The sequence below is a fragment of the Tepidibacter aestuarii genome (assembly GCF_934924865.1).
Lineage (GTDB): Bacteria > Bacillota > Clostridia > Peptostreptococcales > Peptostreptococcaceae > Tepidibacter_A > Tepidibacter_A aestuarii.
Map to the genome: position 1 here is coordinate 20,385 of NZ_OW235315.1, position 19,122 is coordinate 39,506.

Consider the following 19,122-nt stretch of genomic DNA (forward strand, 5'->3'; position numbering starts at 1 on the left):
TATTTGATATAATTAATATTTAGGTGATTTATTAATTAAGGAGGAAGAATTATGAGTTTATTCGAAAAATGGCAGCAATTAGCTGAGAATCATACAAGTGAGCAAGAGGAAGTTAAGTTTTGGGAAGAATACTTAAAATCAGAAGCTGGAGTATACGATAAGATTTTAAATAATAAAACTGATGTAATAAAAGGACAAGTTTGTGATCTGGCTAAAGAATATGAAATTAATGAAGAATACTTCATAGGATTTTTAGATGGAATTAGCGAGAGCACAAAAAATGAAATTAAATTAGAAGATTTAGAGTCAGACAGTGAAGTAACTGTAGAAATAGATTTTGAAAAACTATACTATAACATGAATGTAGTAGAAGCTCATTGGCTATATAACCTAGAGGGATGGAATAATATATTAACTGAAGAAAAAAGAAAAGAAATACAAAAAAAGTACAAGTCTTCTAAGACTGTAGTTAAAGAGCAAAAAATAGGAAGAAATGATGCGTGTCCATGTAACAGTGGTAAGAAATACAAGAAATGTTGTGGAAAATAAGCCTAATATTTAGGCTTATTTTTTTTATCTGCATACATTTTCTTATCTATAACTTTAAAAACATCGTCTAGGCATACGTTTTCGCTAAAGGTAATTTCTTGCATACCTGCTCCAAATGAAATAACATCTTTTAAAGCTTCTCTTATTTCGTCTATTCTAATTTGAGCTGTATCTAAATCTATATCCTTTAGAAGGATTAAAAATTCATCTCCTCCACATCGTGCAAATAAATCATCTTTTCGTATAAATTCTCTAACTGTATCTGAAAATATCTTTAATATATTATTTCCTTCATGATGCCCAAAGGTATCATTTATATATTTAAAGTTGTTCAGATCTATAAGTATTAAAACACATTTACAGTTATTACTTATTTCATTAAATTTTTCTTTAAAGCACCTTATATTCATAGTTTTTGTCAAATAGTCATAATTCGCATTAGTATTTAATTTATGTAAGAGGTTTATCATTTTTAATGATTTTTCTATTTCTGATTTTATAAAGTATGAAAGCTTTAAATCATGTTTTGAAAAAACATTGCGTGATTCTGATGAATCTATATTTATCATACCTGAAAATTTATCATCAACATGAATTGGAATGGATAAAGTTGCTTTTATATCTAATGCATTCATGTTGATCAATGAATTGTATTTATTAGAATCTAGATAAACATTATTGTATTGTTGTGGATTACGTATTATATACGGTTTTTCTAATTTTGATTTTCCATAATGATACAGTTCTTCCATTTCGAAAGATACATTCTTTAGTTGTTTAAAATCATAACCTATTACACCTTTATATTCTATAACATTCTTGCGTTTGTTATATAATAAAAAAGAAGCTTTTGAGCCCTTTTTAATTATTTTTAATAACTCTTCTAATATTAATGTATATATATCCTCTATATTATCTGAGGAGAGAATATTTTCACTTATATCATAAATGGAATTATTGATTTTATGAATTTTTTTTAATATAGACAACAGCTTTATTTTTTTATATATTACAATAAATGCTGAATTGACTAAAAAAAGTATAAATAAGAATTTTATAATCATTTTATTCCACCTTTTCAAATAAATAGTTCTTTAGAACTATTTTAACATATTTTGCTATAAATTGTTTGATATAAATTATTTTTCGTATTTTATAATTTCGCAATTCGATTCAAAATAATACAAAAAAATGTTAATATATATATATATTGATAAAATATACAACTAGGGGGAATATTATGTACAAATTAAAGTTTATTGGGGATGATGATTTGACCATTAAAGAGTTTGAAACAAAACAAGAATTAGATTCTTATATGAATCTAAACAATATAAAAAAAATTTGGCATCAAGTAGAAGAAATAAAAAGGGTTATACCCAATTTAAAAGATGATTAGGGAAAAGGAGAATGAAGATGTTTAATAAATTATTAAAATTTGATACTATACGATTTAAAATACTTACAATTCCGTTAATAATTATGTTTATGATAATAACTACTATATCTTTTATAAATATAAACATCTCAAAAACAAGGCTGATAGACCAGATGGAGATCGATGGAATTAATCTGGCAAATCAAATATTTAATCAAATTCAGAACAATGATGAATGTATAGAAATTATAAACGAGAGCATAGAAGATGACATAAGAAATATAGGTAGTTTTTTATCAGATGATTATTCAGCTATAAATAATGATTACTTAATTAATATAGCAAATACATTTAACGTAGATGAGATAAATGTTACAGATTCTAATGGTGATATAATTTATTCTAATCTTGAAAGTAGTATGGGAGCTCATTTTGGGGAGGATCATATATCATCTTCAGTTCAGTATGAGAATGAAGATGAGCTTATGGAAAACATAAGAAAATCAAGGGAAACTGATAATTATTACAAATATGGATATATAAAAGTACCTAATGGTGGTATGATACAGGTAGGTATACTTGCAAACAAAGTAGAAGGTCTAAAAAAAAGCCTTAGCATACAAAGCTTATTAGATGAACTTGCTGTAGAAGAGAATATAGAATCAGTATTTTTAGTAGGTAAGGATCATATCATAACAAATTCTTCTAAAAAAGAAGAAATAGGAACTGCAATAGAAAGTGAAAAATCCAAAAATGCCATAGATAAACAAGAGATTTATTCAGGTAAGTATTATGATGATGATTTAAATAGATATGTATATGATATATTGGTACCTATGTACAAAGATGATATTAACGTAGGATCTTTAAATGTAGCTATTTCTATGGATAATGTCAACAAGGCTGTATCTTCAAATATAAAGATGTCTATAATTATAGGCATATTAGCATTTACAATATCATCTATGATACTTTATACTATTTCGAACAATATATTAAATGTTGTAAAAAATCTTGTTGATTCATCTCAAAGAGTAGCTAGAGGAGAGCTTATATATGATATAGATGTAAAGGCGAGTGACGAAACTGGGATACTATGTAATAACTTTAAGAATATGATAAATAGTCTTAAAACAATAGTAGACAATGTTAAAGTTCAAGCATCTGGTACAGATGATATGTCTAACCAATTGACTTGTATATCGAAGGAAATGGCTTTAGGTATTGAAAGTATAGTATTATCTATACAAAATATAGCTGATGGAACAACGTCTCAGTCATGTGGTCTTGATAACATGAATGAAATACTTAATAATTTTACATACAAGCTTACGTGTATAATAGATGATATAAAGGATGTTGATTCTAATTCAAAAGAGATAAGCGCAACTATAAGTGGTAGTAGTGAAAATATAGAAAAGGTTATATCGTCAGTTGAGAATGTTATAATAGTATTCCAAGAATTAATAGAGAAAATAACTATAGTTGGTCAAGACATAAATGAAATAAATAAAATAACTTCATTGATAAATCAAATAGCAGATCAGACTAATTTATTAGCACTTAATGCTTCTATTGAAGCTGCTAGAGCAGGAGAGCAGGGCAGAGGGTTTGCAGTAGTAGCTGATGAGATAAGAAAACTTGCAGAGCAAACTAAATATTCATCTCAAAATATAAATGAATTAATACAAACAATATCAATTGCAACTGAAAGTATGATAGAGACTAGCGCAACAGTTAATACTGAGCTTTCAAACCAAAAAACAGATATAGATATAGCTATGGGTTCATTTAATAAAACTATTTTAGGTATAAATGATATAATACCTAAAATAGATGAAATAAACACATCGGCTACAAGTCTTAATGATGAAAAAAATGTTATACTAAAAAAAATAGAAGAAGCATCTTCTATTGCACAAGAAATATCAGCATCAACGCAGGAAATATCAGCATCATCACAGCAAATGAGCGAGTCTGTAACACAGATATCATCTACTGCTAGTGATTTAACTGACATGACTAAGAATATGAGTAATTATATAAATGAATTTAAATAAAAAAATTCGTCTAGTTGCTAATAAAAAAGGCTGTATCGTTTGATACAGCCTTTTTTTACTATTTATCAAGTTTAGAAAGTTCTACAGCAAGCTTTGCTCCAACTTTTGCATTATTGTAAACTAATTCTATATTTGAATCTAAGCTCTTTCCAGCAGTTATTGCTTTAACTTTTCCAAGCAAGAAAGGAGTTGATTCTTTTCCTCTTATTCCTTTTTCATCAGCTTCTTTTAAAGCATCTTCTATAGCATTATTTATAGTATCGTAATCCATCTCAAACTCTTCTGGTATAGGATTTGATACTACAACTCCTCCGTTTAAGCTTAAGTCCCACTTAGATTTTAAAGCCACAGCTAATTCTGCTGAACTATCTACTTTATAATCTACATTGAATCCACTTTTTCTAGTATAGAATGCTGGGAATTCTTGAGTTTTGTAACCTACAACTGGAACACCATTAGTCTCTAGGTATTCTAGAGTTAAACCTATATCTAGGATTGATTTGCATCCAGCACATACTACTGCAACGTTAGTGTGTGCAAGTTCTTGAAGGTCTGCGGAGATATCGAATGTTTGTTGTGCACCTCTGTGTACTCCGCCAATTCCACCTGTTGCAAATACCTTTATTCCAGCAAGTGCAGCTATTATCATAGTAGATGCAACAGTTGTTGCTCCGTCTAGTTTTTTAGCTACTATAAAAGGTAAATCTCTTCTACTAGCCTTTAATACAGAATCACTTTTACCTAGGTATTCAAGCTCTTCACTATTAAGACCAACTTTTAATTCACCATTAAGTATTGCTATTGTAGCAGGGATAGCTCCATTTTCTCTTATTATAGATTCAACTGTTTTAGCCATCTCTATATTTTGAGGGTAAGGCATACCATGAGATATTATAGTAGACTCAAGAGCTACTACTGGAGTTCCTTCTTCTAAAGCTTTTTTTACTTCTGGATTTATTTTTAAATATTTTTCTAACATAATTTCATCTCCCTTAAAGTTTTTTCTATATTTTGAATTGACATATTTGGATTTATTGTATTCTTATGAGATAGTGCAAGTATAGATGCGCTCATAGCGAATTTAGCACTATAATCTAAATCGTATTGGTTGATATGGCTATATACAAGACCTGCTATAAATGCATCACCCGCACCTGTAGCATTAACTACATTTACCTTTGGGTTTTTTATAATACTAGATTCTTGCCCATCTGAGCAAAATACCCCTTCTTTACCAAGGCTAATAAATACTCTTTTAACGCCTTGATCTAAGAAATATCTAGCACATTTATCAAGATCTTGTTCTGTATTGATTTTTATACCTGAAAGTGATTCGGCTTCATATTTATTAGGTTTTATAGTATGGAACATTCCTATAAGATCCTTGACCTTTTTACTTTTTTGGGTTGAAACTGTATCTAGGAAAAAATCTACTTCTTTAAAGTTTGATAATAGATACTCAATTACGTCTTTTGGCATATTGGTATCTATAACACCTACTTTAGAATTCTTTATTATACGAGATTTTTGTTTTATAAAGTCTATGGTTATTTTATCGAATATATCCATAGAAGCTATAGCTACCTTCATATCACCACTCTCATCTAATATAGATAAATAAGTTGATGTTGCATAATCAGTAGATCTTAAACAATTTTCCATATCAATTCCAACTAAATTACTTTCTTTTAATATTTTTTCCCCATATATATCTTTACCAAGAGCTGATATTAATTTTGTATCTATATCCATCTTCACAAGATTCTCTGCTATATTACGACCTACTCCGCCTAGAGATATCTTCATTTGACCTGGATTTGAATCGTTCAAAATTAAGTTTTCAGTTGGGAAACCTTGAAGGTCTATATTAGCTCCTCCTATTACTGTTACATAGTCTTCATCTTTTAATATATAGCCTTTTCCTTTTATATAACCTTTTTTACTTAGGTTGGTTATATGGACAGCTACAGAAGATCTAGTTATTCCAAAATAATCAGCAATTTCTTGTTGAGATATTAATGGATTATTTCTTATAAATTCTAAAATTTCTTTTTCTCTACTAGTCAAATTAATCACCAAGCTTCTGTTTAGATTATAAACTTTTGTTTATGAAAAGTATAACATACTATTTTTATTTTTTCAATAATAAATTTAAGTATACTTATATACAAAAAGACTTCTCTTTTCGAGAAGTCTTTTGTTAGTTATATAACAGCACTTATACCAAGTATTGCCATGATCATAACTACTACTACAACCATGAATTTCAAAACAAATTTAAGCCAAGTATTATAAGGAACTCTCGCTATTGCAAGACCACCCATAACAACTGCGCTTGTAGGAGTTAATAAGTTAACTGTACCAGATGCAGATTGATACGCTGTTATAACTAAATCTCTTGAAACGCCAGCAAAGTCACCAAGAGGAGCCATTATAGGCATTGAAAGTGTAGCAAGTCCTGATGTTGAAGGTATTAAGAATGACATAGGTATATAGAATAAATAAGTAAGAACGGCAAATACAGATGAACCTAGACCTGACAAAGCCTCTTCTCCTAAACTTAATACTGTATCTGTCATGTTACCAGCGTTCATAACTACTGTTATACCACGAGATAGCCCAACTATCAGTGCAACGCCTAAAAGGTCTCTGGCACCAGCTACGAATGACGAGATCAATTCATCTTCATCCATACCATAAATAAGACCTATTACTATAGAGGATACCAAGAATAAAGATGTTAACTCTCCAAACCACCATCCCCAAGTAGGTACTGCAGTTATATTTATATCAGAGAAGGGTATAACACCGTATATCATTATAGCAAAAGTTAAAGAGAATAAAGCAAGAACAAGCTTTCTTTTACTGTTGAGTTCTGGAAAATCACTTTCGTTATCTTGAGCTAAAAAATGTTTTTTGTTGTCTTCGTACATATTGTAAACTAGAGATTTTGAAGGGTCAGCTTTAACCTTAGCGGCATATCTCATTACGTATATTATTGCAACGATCTCCCCTATAACTAGAATAAATAATCTAAGGCCAATACCAGTACCCAAAGATATACCGGCAAAACCAGATGCTATACCTGTTGCGAATGGGTTTACGGTAGAACCTAAAACTCCCATTCCAGCTCCTAAGAGTATTACTCCAACAGCAGTCAATGTATCATACCCAGCAGCTATGAATACTGGGATAAGAAGCGGATAAAATGCTATGGTTTCCTCAGCCATACCAAAGCTTGTTCCCCCAAGTCCAAATAGTATCATCAAAAATGGAATCATTATTTTTTCTCTACCCTGTAGTTTATGAACTACTCGAGCTATACCAGCATCTATAGCACCTGTCTTCATTACGACACCTAAAAATCCTCCTATTACGATGACAAATAAAGCTACATCTACAGCTCCGTAAAAACCGTTAATAGGTGCTAATGCGACATCTGTTAGACCCTGTGGTGTTGGATCCACTAAGTGATATGAACCTGGTATTGGAGTGTTTTCTGCGGTATAGTCATATTTACCGGCAGGAACAATCCAAGTTAAGATTGCTACAAATATTATTATTGCAAACAATATTGTGTAAGCGCTTGGCATTTTAAATTTCTTCATAGAGATACCTCCTTGTAGTCAAAGTATTTGCTATTTTGTTAATTCATATACTGCTTTAGCGTATATTTTAGTAGATTTAAGTAAATCGTCTATTTCTATATATTCATTAGCTTGATGCTCAACCTTAGGCTTGTTAGGAAATACAGCTCCAAATGCTACACAATTGTCTATAGCTCTTGCATAAGTAGCTCCACCTGAAGATAGAGGCGTAGAATCAAGTCCTGTTTCTTCTTCATAAACTTTCTGCAGAGTTTTAATTAAAAAGTGGTCTGCTGGAACGTATATTGACTTTAAATAATCGTATTCTTCATATTCTAAGTTATACTGAGCTAGTTTTTCTTTTAAAGAATTTACTACCATATCCTTTTCAACAGTAACTGGAATTCTTATATCAAGCCCTATTTGTTCAGTATTTTCATCTATATTTATTTTTCCTACGTTTAATGTAAGTTTTCCTGAAGCTTCATCATTACAGTTAGGAATGATATTATCGCCGTTATAAGTTTCGCCTATTACATTTGCTATAAACTCTATTGATTTAGATTTTATTCCTATATTATTTAAGGCTATACACAGTCTAGAAATGGCATTTATTCCGTAGTGAGGATTACAAGCATGAGAGGCCTTTCCTATAACAGTTAATGAATTTGAATCAGACATATATTCAAAATGTAATCTATCAAGCTCTTTAGATAGCTTGTCTAAATTATCGCTAAAATAAGTTATTCTATCAGGAACAGCGTTGTATGCATTTCCACCATTTAATTTTATATTAGATAAATTTTTACATTTTATATTGGCTTGTAATAATCCCTTTTCTGCATTTATCATAGGGAATACAGAATCGGGTGTGAATCCATAAGACGGGATTTCTTCGTTTTCAACATATTTAGAAATTCCACCCCAAAGATTTTCTTCATCTGTACCGAATATAAATCGTATTCTTTTATTGAACTTTACATCTAGATTCATAAGTGCTTTAACTGCATATATGGCTGCTATTGTAGGACCTTTATCATCTTGAGTTCCTCTGCCGTATAACTTATTATCTTCGATTACTGCTCCATAAGGATCATGCTTCCAATCGTTTGCTTCTCCTTCGGGTACAACGTCAAGATGCCCAAGTATACCTATCATTTCATCTCCTTCACCTATTTCTGCATATCCATAATAGCCATCTTTATAATAAGTTTTAAATCCTAAAGATTCACATAAATCTAAAGTTTTTCTCAGTGCATTATCTATATTTTCTCCAAATGGAAATTTATCTGTTTTATCAGATATTACACTAGGGATTCTTACTATTTCTTGTATAGATTTGATTAAATCATCTTTAATATTTTCAACGCTTAAATCTATGTTCATAAAAATCATCTCCTTTTATTATAATTTATACTGTAAATTTTAAAAGATAGGCTTTTGATATGATTTTGTTCATTTATACAGATTTATATACTTAAAATGGGATGCCATTAATAATAGTATATAAATTTTATTATGTTAAATCAAATACAAAGTTTAAATTTGGAAAATATAATGGGAAAATATACATTTTGGTTGAAAATTTATATAATTCCAAAAGAAATTAATGTAGAAAAATGTCGTTATAAAAAGATGAAGAAAGATAAATAACAAACGTAATCGACAAATAAATATGTCGAATTATAAAGAAAAATTAAAAACAAAAATTGAAAGGAAAAAATAATAAAAAAAATAATTGACATTACCAACCAATGGAAACTATACTAAAAACATACATATAATTTATGTTTTATGTACCAAAATTTAGATCAGGAAGGGGAAAGGGGATGTCAAAAGAAAATATTCTGAATGTATATTCTGAGATTGGAAAGTTAAAAAAAGTTCTTTTACATAGACCTGGTAAAGAAATCGAAAATTTAACTCCTGACTTAATGGATAGATTGCTATTTGATGATATTCCATATTTAAAGGTTGCAAGGCAGGAGCATGATGCATTTGCAAAGATACTAAAATCAAATGATGTTGAGGTACTCTATTTGGAGGATTTGGCAGCTGAAGCTATAAAGGATTTCGGAATAAAAGAGGCTTTCGTAGATGAATTTATAAATGAAGCAAATATAGATAGTATTAAAAAAAGAGAACTTGTTAAAGAGTATATTTTAGGTTTTTCAAATGAAAGAAATATGGTGGATAAGATGATGGAGGGCATTAGAAAAGAAGAAATAAGAGATTATAAAAAAACTTCATTGACAGATATTATAGATTCTAATTATCCATTTATAGTTGATCCTATGCCTAATTTATATTTTACAAGAGATCCATTTGCAACTATTGGGCAAGGAATATCTTTGAATCATATGAGAACAGTAACGAGAAATAGAGAGACTTTGTTTGCCAAGTATATATTTAAATATCATCCTGAATACAAAGATAAAAACATACCTATATGGTTTGATAGAGATAATAAGACGTCTATAGAAGGTGGAGATGAACTTGTACTAAGTGATAAGGTTATAGCTATTGGTATATCTGAAAGAACAGATGCCTATTCTATAGAGTCTATAGCTAAAAATATATTTGAAAAGAATGAAAAGTTTGAAGTAGTCCTTGCTTTTGATATACCGAAAAGAAGAGCTTTTATGCATCTTGATACTGTATTTACAATGGTAGACTACAATAAATTTACTATACATCCTGAAATAGAAGGTCCTTTAACTGTATATTCAATAGCTAGAGGAAATAAAGATTTAAAACTGGATATTAAAAAAGAAACTATGTGTCTTAGCGATATTCTAAAAAAATACTTAGAGATTGATGAGGTTACTTTAATAAGATGTGGCGCAGGAAATATTATAGATGCAGGAAGAGAGCAATGGAATGATGGATCTAATACTTTAGCAATTGCTCCTGGAGAAGTAATAGTTTACTCTAGAAATCATGTTACTAATAGGTTGCTTGAGGAAAATGGAATTAAAATCCATTGTATGCCATCTTCAGAATTATCAAGAGGTAGAGGTGGTCCAAGATGTATGTCTATGCCACTAGTTAGAGAAAACTTAAAATAATGATAAAAAAATTATAAATTAGGAGGTTTTTCAGATGCCAGTAAATTTAAAAGGAAGAAACTTTATAACATTAAAGGATTTTACACCAGATGAAATAAGGTATATGTTGGATCTATCTATGGATTTAAAAAATAAGAAGAGAGCAGGAATAAAGGGAGATTTATTAGAAGGAAAAAACATCGTTTTATTATTTGAAAAAACATCTACTAGAACTAGATGTGCATTTGAGGTTGCTGGTTTTGATGAAGGTGCTAATGTAACGTTTTTAACAAATTCTCAAATGGGCAAAAAAGAATCTATCGAGGATACAGCTAAGGTTTTGGGAAGGTACTATGATGGAATTGAGTTTAGAGGATTTAAACAAGAAACTGTTGATTGTCTAGCAGAACATGCAGGGGTTAGTGTGTGGAATGGACTTACTGATTTATACCATCCAACTCAGATACTTGCAGATTTTTTAACTGTAAAAGAGCATGTAAATAAAAGATTTAATAAAATTAAGTTTGTATATGTTGGAGATGCTAGAAATAACATGGGTAACTCACTTATGATAGGTGCTGCTAAAATGGGAATGGAGTTTGTTGCGCTTGCACCGAAAGAACTATGGCCTTCTAAAGAGCTAGTAGATGAAATGAATGAGGTTGCTAAAGAAACAGGAGCTGTAATTAAGCTTAGTGAAAATGTTGATGATGTTAAAGGTGCAGATGTAATTTATACAGATGTTTGGGTGTCTATGGGAGAAGAAGATCAGTTTGAAGAGAGAATAAAATTATTAACTCCTTATCAGGTTAATATGGATATGATAAGAAAAACTGAAAATGATGATGTTATATTTCTTCATTGTCTGCCTTCATTCCATGATGAGAACACTTTAGTTGGTAAAGAAATATATGAAAAATTTGGACTTAAGTCGATGGAGGTTACAGACGAAGTATTTAGATCTAAGTACTCTAAGGTATTTGATGAGGCTGAGAATAGAATGCATACTATAAAAGCTGTTATGGTCGCAACTATAGGTAATCTATAAAATTCGCTTTATGCTACGCATAGCTCATGTCGCCAACGAGTCCTACGGGCTCCGTTGCTCAAAATAGTTGATAATATAGTTTTTTTATCAATGTAATTTGCAGATTAAAAAGCATATAATTCCTATACAATAAAAAGGGAGGCTCTGTTTATGAGTAACAGGATAGTTGTTGCACTTGGAGGAAATGCTCTTGGAAAAAATCCTAAAGAACAATTAGAATTAGTTAAAGAAACAGCAAAGCCTATAGTTGATTTGATACAGGAAGGAAATAATGTAATTGTAGCTCATGGTAATGGTCCACAGGTTGGGATGATAAATTTGGCTATGGAGGTATCTTCAAAGTCAGATGCTAATACTCCTGAAATGCCTTTTCCTGAGTGTGGTGCTATGAGTCAAGGGTATATAGGATACCATCTTCAAAATGCGATCAGAGAAGAGTTTTTGAATAGAAATATGAAAATTCCTGTATCTACAGTAATAACTCAGGTTATAGTAGATAAAGATGATAGCGCATTTACTAATCCTACTAAGCCTATAGGAGCTTTTTATACTGAAGAAGAGGCTAAAAAACTTGAAGAAGAAAAAGGATATGATATGAAAGAAGATGCAGGAAGAGGGTATAGAAGAGTAGTTCCATCCCCAATACCTGTAGATATTGCAGAAAAAGAAACAGTTAAAACATTAGTTGATAATGGGCATGTAGTTATAACTGTTGGAGGAGGAGGGATACCTGTTATAGAGGATAATAATTCTTTAATAGGGGTACCTGCTGTTATAGATAAAGATTTTGCGAGTGAAAAAATAGCCGAGATTTTAAATGCTGATTATCTTATAATTCTTACGGCTGTAGAAAAGGTTTCTATAAACTTTGGTAAGGAGAATGAACAAGCCTTAGGCAAACTAAATATTGATGATGCATATAAGTATATTGATGAGGGTCATTTTGCACCAGGGTCTATGCTTCCTAAGGTTAGAGCTGCGATAAAGTTTGCGGAGTCTAAGAATGGAAGGAAGTCTCTTATAACATCGCTTGAAAAAGCAGTTGATGGAATACAAGGCAAAACAGGTACGTTAATTGTAAAATAAAATTATGGTTTTCTAATATAATTAAATCTCAATGTTTCCCATACAGGGGAACATTATTTTTTTGCAAACATAAAATATATTAATCCCACTAGGCAGGAGGAATAAGATGAAGATAGGAGATTTAGTTGTTAGAAAATCACATGGAAAAGATGTTTTATTTAGAATAACAGATATTGCAGAAAGTAAAAACAAGAAGAAACAAGTTATTTTAAAGGGGATAGATTTTAGGCTTATGGCTGATTCATCTATAGAAGACTTAGAAATGGTAGGTCAAGAAGATTTTAGACAATATGTTTTTAATAGACAGATAGAAAGTTTGCTAACACGAGCTGTGAAGAATAGAAGTGATAAACAAAAAAAGAATTACAGAAATGGTTTTGGAAGACCTGGAAAAGTACTTCATCTAGATGGTGATGGTGAATATTTAAAAATATGCTTAGAGGCTTATAAAAAGCTAGACATTGAAGCTGTAGGCAAGGTGGTTGCGGAAGCAGACCAACATAAAGTAGTGGGAGAGCTTTTAAAAGAATATTCACCAGACATATTGGTTATTACAGGTCATGACTCTATAATAAATGCGAATCATGATATTAGAGATTTAAATAATTATAGAAATTCTAGAAATTTTATAAAGGCAGTTTTGGAAGCTAGAAAATATGAAAATGCCATGGATGAACTTGTTATTTTTGCAGGAGCGTGTCAATCAAATTATGAGGCTATATTAAATGCAGGAGCAAATTTTGCAAGTTCTCCTAGTAGAATATTAATACATTGCTTAGATCCTGTTTTAATAGTAGAAAAAATAGCTTATGCAAGGATTGATAAAGTAATGCATCTTGAAGAAGTTTTTCAAAATACTATAACTGGAATAAAAGGTGTAGGTGGTTTTGAGACAAGAGGAAAGTATAGGTCTGGATTGCCTAAATCTCTATATGAATAGAGGTGGTACTATGGATAGAAAATTTAGAAATCTTATAGCATACAAAGTATCTAAAAACATTCCTCAAGAATTCCACATACAGGCTATAATGTGTCAAGCTATTATAGAGAGAACAAATATATTCAGAAATATATTAGATGGAAATTTTAAAAAAGAAGAAGTTAATACAGAGGATATATACGATAAGGCACTTGAAGCTGTTGATAATACAATGAATTTAGTTATAATGTTTAATGATTCTCCAATTTGTGCATATTACCACGTGTGCTGTGGTGGGAGCACAGAAAATAGTGAGTATTTATTAAATACAAAAATAGATTATCTACGAGGGATTACTTGTAAAGAATGTATGTTAAATAAAGAATTAGAGAATATAGTGGATGTTGATTTAGAAGACCTTGAATCAATATTTGGATATAATATATCTCAAAATTTCATGAATGAATATTCTATAGATAATGTGTTGAAAATTTTAGAAAAAACTCGTGGAAATAGAATAGAGAATATACTAGTTTTTAATAAAGAGGTTAAAGGTAGTGTATTCAGTGAAAACTTAAATTTAGATTCTTCTAGAGTTGGATTTAGACCTATAAAAATAAGATTTTATACAAAAGGGATAGGCCATGGATTAGGACTTTGCCAATATGGAGCCAATGAAAAAGCAAAAAATAACTGGAACTATGAAAAAATTTTAAACCATTACTATACAAATATTATATTATCTGAGTTGGATGATTTTAATTTAGATTTACCTCTTAAAAATAAAAAAATATTTATAGATGCTGGTCATGGAGGAGAGGACACAGGTTATACTAATGACTCTCTAACAGAAAAAGAAATTTCACTAAAAGTAACATTAAAGATAAAAGAAAAGTTAGAAAAAATAGGTGCTTGTGTATATCTATCCAGATTAACTGATGAATATATATCTTTAGATAAAAGAGTAGACATGATTAAAAAATCTAATTCTGATTTCTTGATCAGTATACATTTAAATAAATCCAAATTTGAAGGAGTAAGTGGAGCAGAAGCTATATATTACTGGGGAGATGTAAATGGAGAATTAATAGGAAAAAATATACTAAGTAACTTAAAAAAGAACATGAATATAAAGAATAGAGGAGTAAATGAAGGTAGTATATATATACTAAAAGAAAGTGGTTGTAATGGGGTATATTGTGAACTAGGATATATATCTAACCCCTTAGAATCAGAACTATTTGCTGATGATAAGTTTATTGATAGTATAGCTGAGAATATAGTGTATAGTATACTTGAATATTATGAGAATAATGTATTGACATAAAACACGAAAATAGATAAAATATAATTTTATATATTTGACATCAACGTTTAAATGTGATATTATGTAAACATACCATGGAGAAGAAGGTGATTTTTTGGCTACTAAACACACTTTGGATCAGATAAGAAAAGATATAGAAAAACATGTCGGAAAGAACGTAGTTCTAAGAGCTAATAAAGGCAGAAAAAAGATGATCGTTAGAAAAGGGATCTTAGAAAATACGTACCCTAGTATATTTGTTGTGAAAATAGATGATAGTAATTGTACTAGAGTATCTTATAGTTATTCGGATGTATTGACATCTACTGTTAAACTCCAAATTTGCACAAGTGAAAATATGAGTGTATCTTAATTCCATCTAAAATAGATGGAATTTTTTTTGCTTTAGTTAAATATAATAATAATGTGATATTTGTATATATTTAACTAGGGGGGATAAAGAATGGATTTAATAAAAGATGTAATGAAGATAGACAACAGAAGTGATTTTGGAAGGTTTCAAACTTTTTTAGAATCTGAAATTTTAGTACCTGATACAAAGAATGATGTTTTTGAAATAGTAAAGACAGAAGCGTACATATCTTTAAAGAAGGAAGAATTAATGCAAGGAAAAATAATACTAAGAGGAGATTTGAACTATAACACTATTTATATAACTCAAGATAAACAGGTTACAAATTTAAGTGGAAAAATAGATATAAACGAAGCAATAGAAAAAGAAGATATTTCATCAGATATGAAGAGTATATTGGTTAGCAATATAGAGCATATAGATTGCAGCATAATAAATGAAAGAAAGATAAAACTAGGATGTTTAGTAAATATCACAGGTAGTTTATTTTCAAGGGAAAAAGTAGATATAATAAGAGATATAGCTGGGATCGATGATATACAAACTAGTAAAAAAGAAATATACTATGATGACGTAATAGGAATTGAAAAATCAGAGGCAGTAGTAAAAGAAATAATAAATCTTGGAGAGAATGAAGATGTTAGTTCTGTATTGTCATTAAATCCAAAGGTATTGTTAAAGGAAACTAGACTATCAGATAACAAGGTTATATTAGGAGGAGTAGTTGAACTCAACCCTATTGTTTTAAATAAAGAAGGAGAAATGAGCAAATTAAGATCTAATTCTGTAGAGTTCACACAGTTTATAGAAGTAGCTGGAGTCATGCAGGGAATGAAAGAAGATTCGTATATGAATTTAATAGACTTTAAATTTAATTTAAAAGATGATGATTCAGGAAGAGCTAATCTACTAGAAATAGATGCAACTGTTAGTACAAAGGTTAAAATATCAGAGAATGTAGTAAAAGAAACTCTTCAAGATGCTTATTGCCCATATAAAGATTTAAAACTTGAAGATAAGAGTTTTAATTTAAATAAAATAGTTAATTTTGGTGAAGACGATTTTATAATAAATGAGGTTATACAAAATGATAAAGACGACATAGAAATCAAAGAAATATTGAATGTAGATTCAAAGTTATTTATAACAGATAATTTTATTATAGAAGAAAAGATGAATATAGAAGGTATAATTCATGTTGATATACTATATACTCCTGTTGAGGGCTTAAGACCTGTATATAGCATGAGTGAGGAAATACCATTTAAACAATCTCTAGATTTAAGCAATATCAATGATAGCATGAAGCCATATTCAAACATAGATGTAGATAGTATAAATTGTAGTGTACAAAAAAATGAAGTTGAATTAAAGATAAAAGGAAAAACTAAATTCGAAGTCGTAGAAGATTTAAAGAGTTCATTTGTAATAAATGGAGAAATTATAGGAGATATAGATTCTTCATCAAGACCTAGTATAACTATATATATAGCCAAAGAAAATGACACTCTTTGGGATGTAGCAAAAAGATATAATACAACAGCATTAGAAATAGCTCAAACTAATGATATGAATGAAGAAGATTCCTTAAAAGAAGGTCAATATTTAATAATAGAAAAGAAAGTAACACTAGATATATAAAAGATATATAAAGAAAAAAGTCTCAATATCATTTCGATATTGAGACTTTTTAGATTTATTCGAAAGCTAAAAGTTCTAAATTTTCATTCTTTTAAGGCTAAAGATAAGAACTTAACAGATTCTAAATTAAGTTTCACTTTATATAAATTTAAATATAGTATAATATATTGTATAATGAGAGAAGTATGTTTTTATAGCTAAAGAAATTATAACATGAGCTATGCTATAGAATAAAACGAATTTTTTATATTAATTTAGGAGGAAGGTATGAAAAGCTTGGATTTAAAATGTAGAGCGAAAATAAATTTATCTATAGATGTGCTTGGAAAAAGAGAAGATAACTATCATTTAGTAGAAATGATTATGCAAACTATAGATTTATATGATAATGTAAATATAGAAGAGATAGAAAGTGGAATAATTATAGAGAGTAATAATGAACATGTTCCAACTGACTCTAGTAATATAGCTTATAAGGCTGCTGACTTGATAAAGAGAGAATTCAGTATAGACAAAGGTTTAAAAATAACAATAAATAAGAATATACCTGTAGCGGCTGGATTAGCGGGAGGAAGTACGAACGCTGCTGCCGTTTTGGTTGGACTTAATAAGTTATGGGGTTTAAATTTGACTCAAGAACAACTTATGAAACTTGGGTTAAGGCTTGGAGCAGATGTACCATTTTGCATATTAGGAGGAGCTGCAATAGCTAAAGGGATAGGAGAAGAATTGACTAGAATAAAAGATCTAGGAAATGTTAAAATACTTATATGTAAGCCAGATATATTGGTCTCTACAAAATGGGTGTATCAAAACTTAAATATAAATAAGGTAGCTAAAAGACCTAACATAAAAAATATATTAAACAATCTTCAGGAAAACGATGTACAAGCTTTAGCTTGTAATATGGTTAACGTACTTGAAAGTGTAACTGAAAATAAATATACACAAATAAAAGAAATAAAGAAAAAAATGATTGAACACAATGCTTTAGGATCTATGATGAGTGGAAGTGGACCAACAGTATTTGGAATATTCAATAATTTGGATTGTGCACAAAAAGCGAAGGAAGAATTACAACAAGTATACAAGCAAACATATTTAGTGAATACTTATAAGGGAGGAATTGAAATTGAAGGATAACTTAGAAAAATTAAAGTTAGAAAATTATAAACCTTTGAGGGAGATAGTATTTGAATACCTAAGAGAATCAATATTAAAAGGAAAATTAGAACCTGCACAAAGACTTATGGAGGTTCAATTAGCTGAACAGTTAGGGGTTAGTAGAACACCAGTAAGAGAAGCTATTAGAAAATTAGAATTAGAAGGATTAGTAGTTATGCTTCCTAGAAAAGGAGCATATGTTGCAGATGTATCATTAAAAGATATAATAGAAGTTTTAGAAATAAGAGCAGCATTAGAAGGACTTGCAGCATCTGTAGCAGCTGAGAGAATGTCTGATGAAGACTTAGAAAAATTAGAACTTATATCTTATCAGTTTAAGAAAAGCTTAGAAAATGGTGATATAGATATGATGGTCAAAAAGGATATAGAACTACATGACCTTATATTCAATTCAACGAATAATCAAAAACTTATTCAAATAAATAACTCTTTAAGAGAACAGGTATATAGATTTAGAGTAACATATATATCTGATCATGATACTTCTAAGAACTTAGTTAAGGAACATGAAGATATAATACAGGCTATATGTAATAGAGATTCTAAAGGTGCTATGCAAAAATCTACTGAACATATGGAAAATGCTCAAAACTTTATAATAGAGAAGTCTAGAAGAAATAATTCTGAAAAATAAAAGTCCTAAAATTTTAGGACTTTTATTTTTTTTTTATGTATTTAAATTCGGTTTTGGGAAAAATTATATATAGACATACTAGATTGTATAGAAGTTTATATCTGAATTAAGTTTGGCTTTATAGGAGTTGATACGATGTATGAGAGTAGCTTGTTTTTAATAGTCGGCATATATATGTTGGTATGGGACTGTAATATTTTGAAGAAAAAGAAGTTAAATAAAGAATTCAATATAGCTAAATTCATAGGAAGCGCCTATATTGTAGTATCTTTTGCATATTTTATATATTACGTAAATAGGAGGTGAGAA

18 protein-coding genes are annotated in these 19,122 nt (G+C 29.6%); 13 read left to right on the plus strand and 5 right to left on the minus strand.

The genetic code is table 11. The features are described 5' to 3' along the window. The first annotated feature begins 51 nt into the window (after positions 1-51). On the plus strand, positions 52-549 hold the full coding sequence (locus M2214_RS00125; RefSeq protein WP_248481471.1) for an SEC-C metal-binding domain-containing protein: 498 nt from the start codon (positions 52-54) through the stop codon (positions 547-549). Positions 550-551: 2 nt separating this feature from the next. Here the strand turns inward: M2214_RS00125 and M2214_RS00130 are convergent, their stop codons facing one another. Continuing rightward, a complete protein-coding gene (locus tag M2214_RS00130) occupies positions 552-1,613 on the minus strand; it encodes a sensor domain-containing diguanylate cyclase (RefSeq protein WP_248481474.1) in 1,062 nt (353 codons plus the stop codon). 176 nt (positions 1,614-1,789) lie between these two features. Here M2214_RS00130 and M2214_RS00135 point away from each other — a divergent pair, with 176 nt between their 5' ends. Both M2214_RS00135 and M2214_RS00140 read left to right on the plus strand, forming a co-directional pair. Next, positions 1,790-1,948, plus strand: coding sequence for a hypothetical protein (locus M2214_RS00135; protein WP_248481476.1), 159 nt, complete (start codon positions 1,790-1,792; stop codon positions 1,946-1,948). A 17-nt stretch (positions 1,949-1,965) separates the two neighbouring features. Beyond that, on the plus strand, positions 1,966-3,987 hold the full coding sequence (locus tag M2214_RS00140) for a methyl-accepting chemotaxis protein (RefSeq protein WP_248481478.1): 2,022 nt from the start codon (positions 1,966-1,968) through the stop codon (positions 3,985-3,987). A gap of 58 nt (positions 3,988-4,045) precedes the next feature. Here the strand turns inward: M2214_RS00140 and M2214_RS00145 are convergent, their stop codons facing one another. The 4 genes from M2214_RS00145 to pepV all read right to left on the minus strand — a co-directional run bounded on the left by M2214_RS00145 (position 4,046) and on the right by pepV (position 8,960). Further along, positions 4,046-4,966: a pseudouridine-5'-phosphate glycosidase gene (locus M2214_RS00145; RefSeq protein WP_248481480.1), complete on the minus strand. Its 921-nt coding sequence runs from the start codon at positions 4,964-4,966 to the stop codon at positions 4,046-4,048. Further along, entirely contained in the window at positions 4,960-6,063 is a 1,104-nt protein-coding gene (locus M2214_RS00150; RefSeq protein ID WP_334302867.1) for a PfkB family carbohydrate kinase, read from the minus strand. Before M2214_RS00150 ends, M2214_RS00145 begins: the two co-directional genes overlap by 7 nt. A 128-nt stretch (positions 6,064-6,191) precedes the next feature. After that, positions 6,192-7,595 (minus strand): YfcC family protein, encoded by a 1,404-nt coding sequence (locus M2214_RS00155; RefSeq protein ID WP_248481484.1) that lies wholly within the window; start codon positions 7,593-7,595, stop codon positions 6,192-6,194. Between the two features lie 30 nt (positions 7,596-7,625). Further along, on the minus strand, positions 7,626-8,960 hold the full coding sequence (pepV, locus tag M2214_RS00160) for a dipeptidase PepV (RefSeq protein ID WP_248481486.1): 1,335 nt from the start codon (positions 8,958-8,960) through the stop codon (positions 7,626-7,628). A gap of 443 nt (positions 8,961-9,403) precedes the next feature. Between pepV and arcA the strand changes: the two genes are divergently transcribed. The 10 genes from arcA to M2214_RS18380 all read left to right on the plus strand — a co-directional run bounded on the left by arcA (position 9,404) and on the right by M2214_RS18380 (position 19,119). After that, positions 9,404-10,642, plus strand: coding sequence for an arginine deiminase (gene arcA / locus M2214_RS00165; RefSeq protein WP_248481488.1), 1,239 nt, complete (start codon positions 9,404-9,406; stop codon positions 10,640-10,642). Between the two features lie 34 nt (positions 10,643-10,676). After that, on the plus strand, positions 10,677-11,669 hold the full coding sequence (argF, locus tag M2214_RS00170) for an ornithine carbamoyltransferase (protein ID WP_248481490.1): 993 nt from the start codon (positions 10,677-10,679) through the stop codon (positions 11,667-11,669). Positions 11,670-11,819: 150 nt separating this feature from the next. Beyond that, positions 11,820-12,755: a carbamate kinase gene (gene arcC / locus M2214_RS00175; RefSeq protein ID WP_248481492.1), complete on the plus strand. Its 936-nt coding sequence runs from the start codon at positions 11,820-11,822 to the stop codon at positions 12,753-12,755. Positions 12,756-12,861: 106 nt separating this feature from the next. After that, complete coding sequence (yabG, locus tag M2214_RS00180; RefSeq protein WP_248481494.1) at positions 12,862-13,695, plus strand: sporulation peptidase YabG; 834 nt, start codon at positions 12,862-12,864, stop codon at positions 13,693-13,695. A gap of 10 nt (positions 13,696-13,705) precedes the next feature. Then, positions 13,706-15,001, plus strand: coding sequence for an N-acetylmuramoyl-L-alanine amidase (locus M2214_RS00185; RefSeq protein WP_248481496.1), 1,296 nt, complete (start codon positions 13,706-13,708; stop codon positions 14,999-15,001). A 94-nt stretch (positions 15,002-15,095) separates the two neighbouring features. Continuing rightward, positions 15,096-15,353, plus strand: coding sequence for a Veg family protein (locus tag M2214_RS00190; RefSeq protein ID WP_099191707.1), 258 nt, complete (start codon positions 15,096-15,098; stop codon positions 15,351-15,353). A gap of 90 nt (positions 15,354-15,443) precedes the next feature. Further along, a complete protein-coding gene (locus tag M2214_RS00195) occupies positions 15,444-16,994 on the plus strand; it encodes a DUF3794 and LysM peptidoglycan-binding domain-containing protein (RefSeq protein ID WP_248481504.1) in 1,551 nt (516 codons plus the stop codon). Positions 16,995-17,261: 267 nt separating this feature from the next. Then, positions 17,262-18,137, plus strand: a complete 876-nt coding sequence (gene ispE, locus M2214_RS00200; RefSeq protein ID WP_248481506.1) for a 4-(cytidine 5'-diphospho)-2-C-methyl-D-erythritol kinase — start codon at positions 17,262-17,264, stop codon at positions 18,135-18,137. Next, positions 18,127-18,813, plus strand: a complete 687-nt coding sequence (locus M2214_RS00205; RefSeq protein WP_248481508.1) for a GntR family transcriptional regulator — start codon at positions 18,127-18,129, stop codon at positions 18,811-18,813. Before ispE ends, M2214_RS00205 begins: the two co-directional genes overlap by 11 nt. A gap of 135 nt (positions 18,814-18,948) precedes the next feature. Beyond that, positions 18,949-19,119, plus strand: coding sequence for a CLC_0170 family protein (locus tag M2214_RS18380; RefSeq protein ID WP_408648296.1), 171 nt, complete (start codon positions 18,949-18,951; stop codon positions 19,117-19,119). Positions 19,120-19,122: the final 3 nt, after the last annotated feature.

Bases quoted from the DNA above. Each gene is read 5' to 3' on its own strand.
- arcA (WP_248481488.1), top strand. From the start codon at position 9,404: ATGTCAAAAGAAAATATTCTGAATGTATATTCTGAGATTGGAAAGTTA.
- argF (WP_248481490.1), top strand. From the start codon at position 10,677: ATGCCAGTAAATTTAAAAGGAAGAAACTTTATAACATTAAAGGATTTT.
- pepV (WP_248481486.1), bottom strand. From the start codon at position 8,960: ATGAACATAGATTTAAGCGTTGAAAATATTAAAGATGATTTAATCAAA.
- M2214_RS00125 (WP_248481471.1), top strand. From the start codon at position 52: ATGAGTTTATTCGAAAAATGGCAGCAATTAGCTGAGAATCATACAAGT.
- yabG (WP_248481494.1), top strand. From the start codon at position 12,862: ATGAAGATAGGAGATTTAGTTGTTAGAAAATCACATGGAAAAGATGTT.
- M2214_RS00135 (WP_248481476.1), top strand. From the start codon at position 1,790: ATGTACAAATTAAAGTTTATTGGGGATGATGATTTGACCATTAAAGAG.
- M2214_RS00195 (WP_248481504.1), top strand. From the start codon at position 15,444: ATGGATTTAATAAAAGATGTAATGAAGATAGACAACAGAAGTGATTTT.
- M2214_RS00185 (WP_248481496.1), top strand. From the start codon at position 13,706: ATGGATAGAAAATTTAGAAATCTTATAGCATACAAAGTATCTAAAAAC.
- M2214_RS00155 (WP_248481484.1), bottom strand. From the start codon at position 7,595: ATGAAGAAATTTAAAATGCCAAGCGCTTACACAATATTGTTTGCAATA.
- M2214_RS00130 (WP_248481474.1), bottom strand. From the start codon at position 1,613: ATGATTATAAAATTCTTATTTATACTTTTTTTAGTCAATTCAGCATTT.
- ispE (WP_248481506.1), top strand. From the start codon at position 17,262: ATGAAAAGCTTGGATTTAAAATGTAGAGCGAAAATAAATTTATCTATA.
- M2214_RS00140 (WP_248481478.1), top strand. From the start codon at position 1,966: ATGTTTAATAAATTATTAAAATTTGATACTATACGATTTAAAATACTT.
- M2214_RS18380 (WP_408648296.1), top strand. From the start codon at position 18,949: ATGTATGAGAGTAGCTTGTTTTTAATAGTCGGCATATATATGTTGGTA.
- arcC (WP_248481492.1), top strand. From the start codon at position 11,820: ATGAGTAACAGGATAGTTGTTGCACTTGGAGGAAATGCTCTTGGAAAA.
- M2214_RS00145 (WP_248481480.1), bottom strand. From the start codon at position 4,966: ATGTTAGAAAAATATTTAAAAATAAATCCAGAAGTAAAAAAAGCTTTA.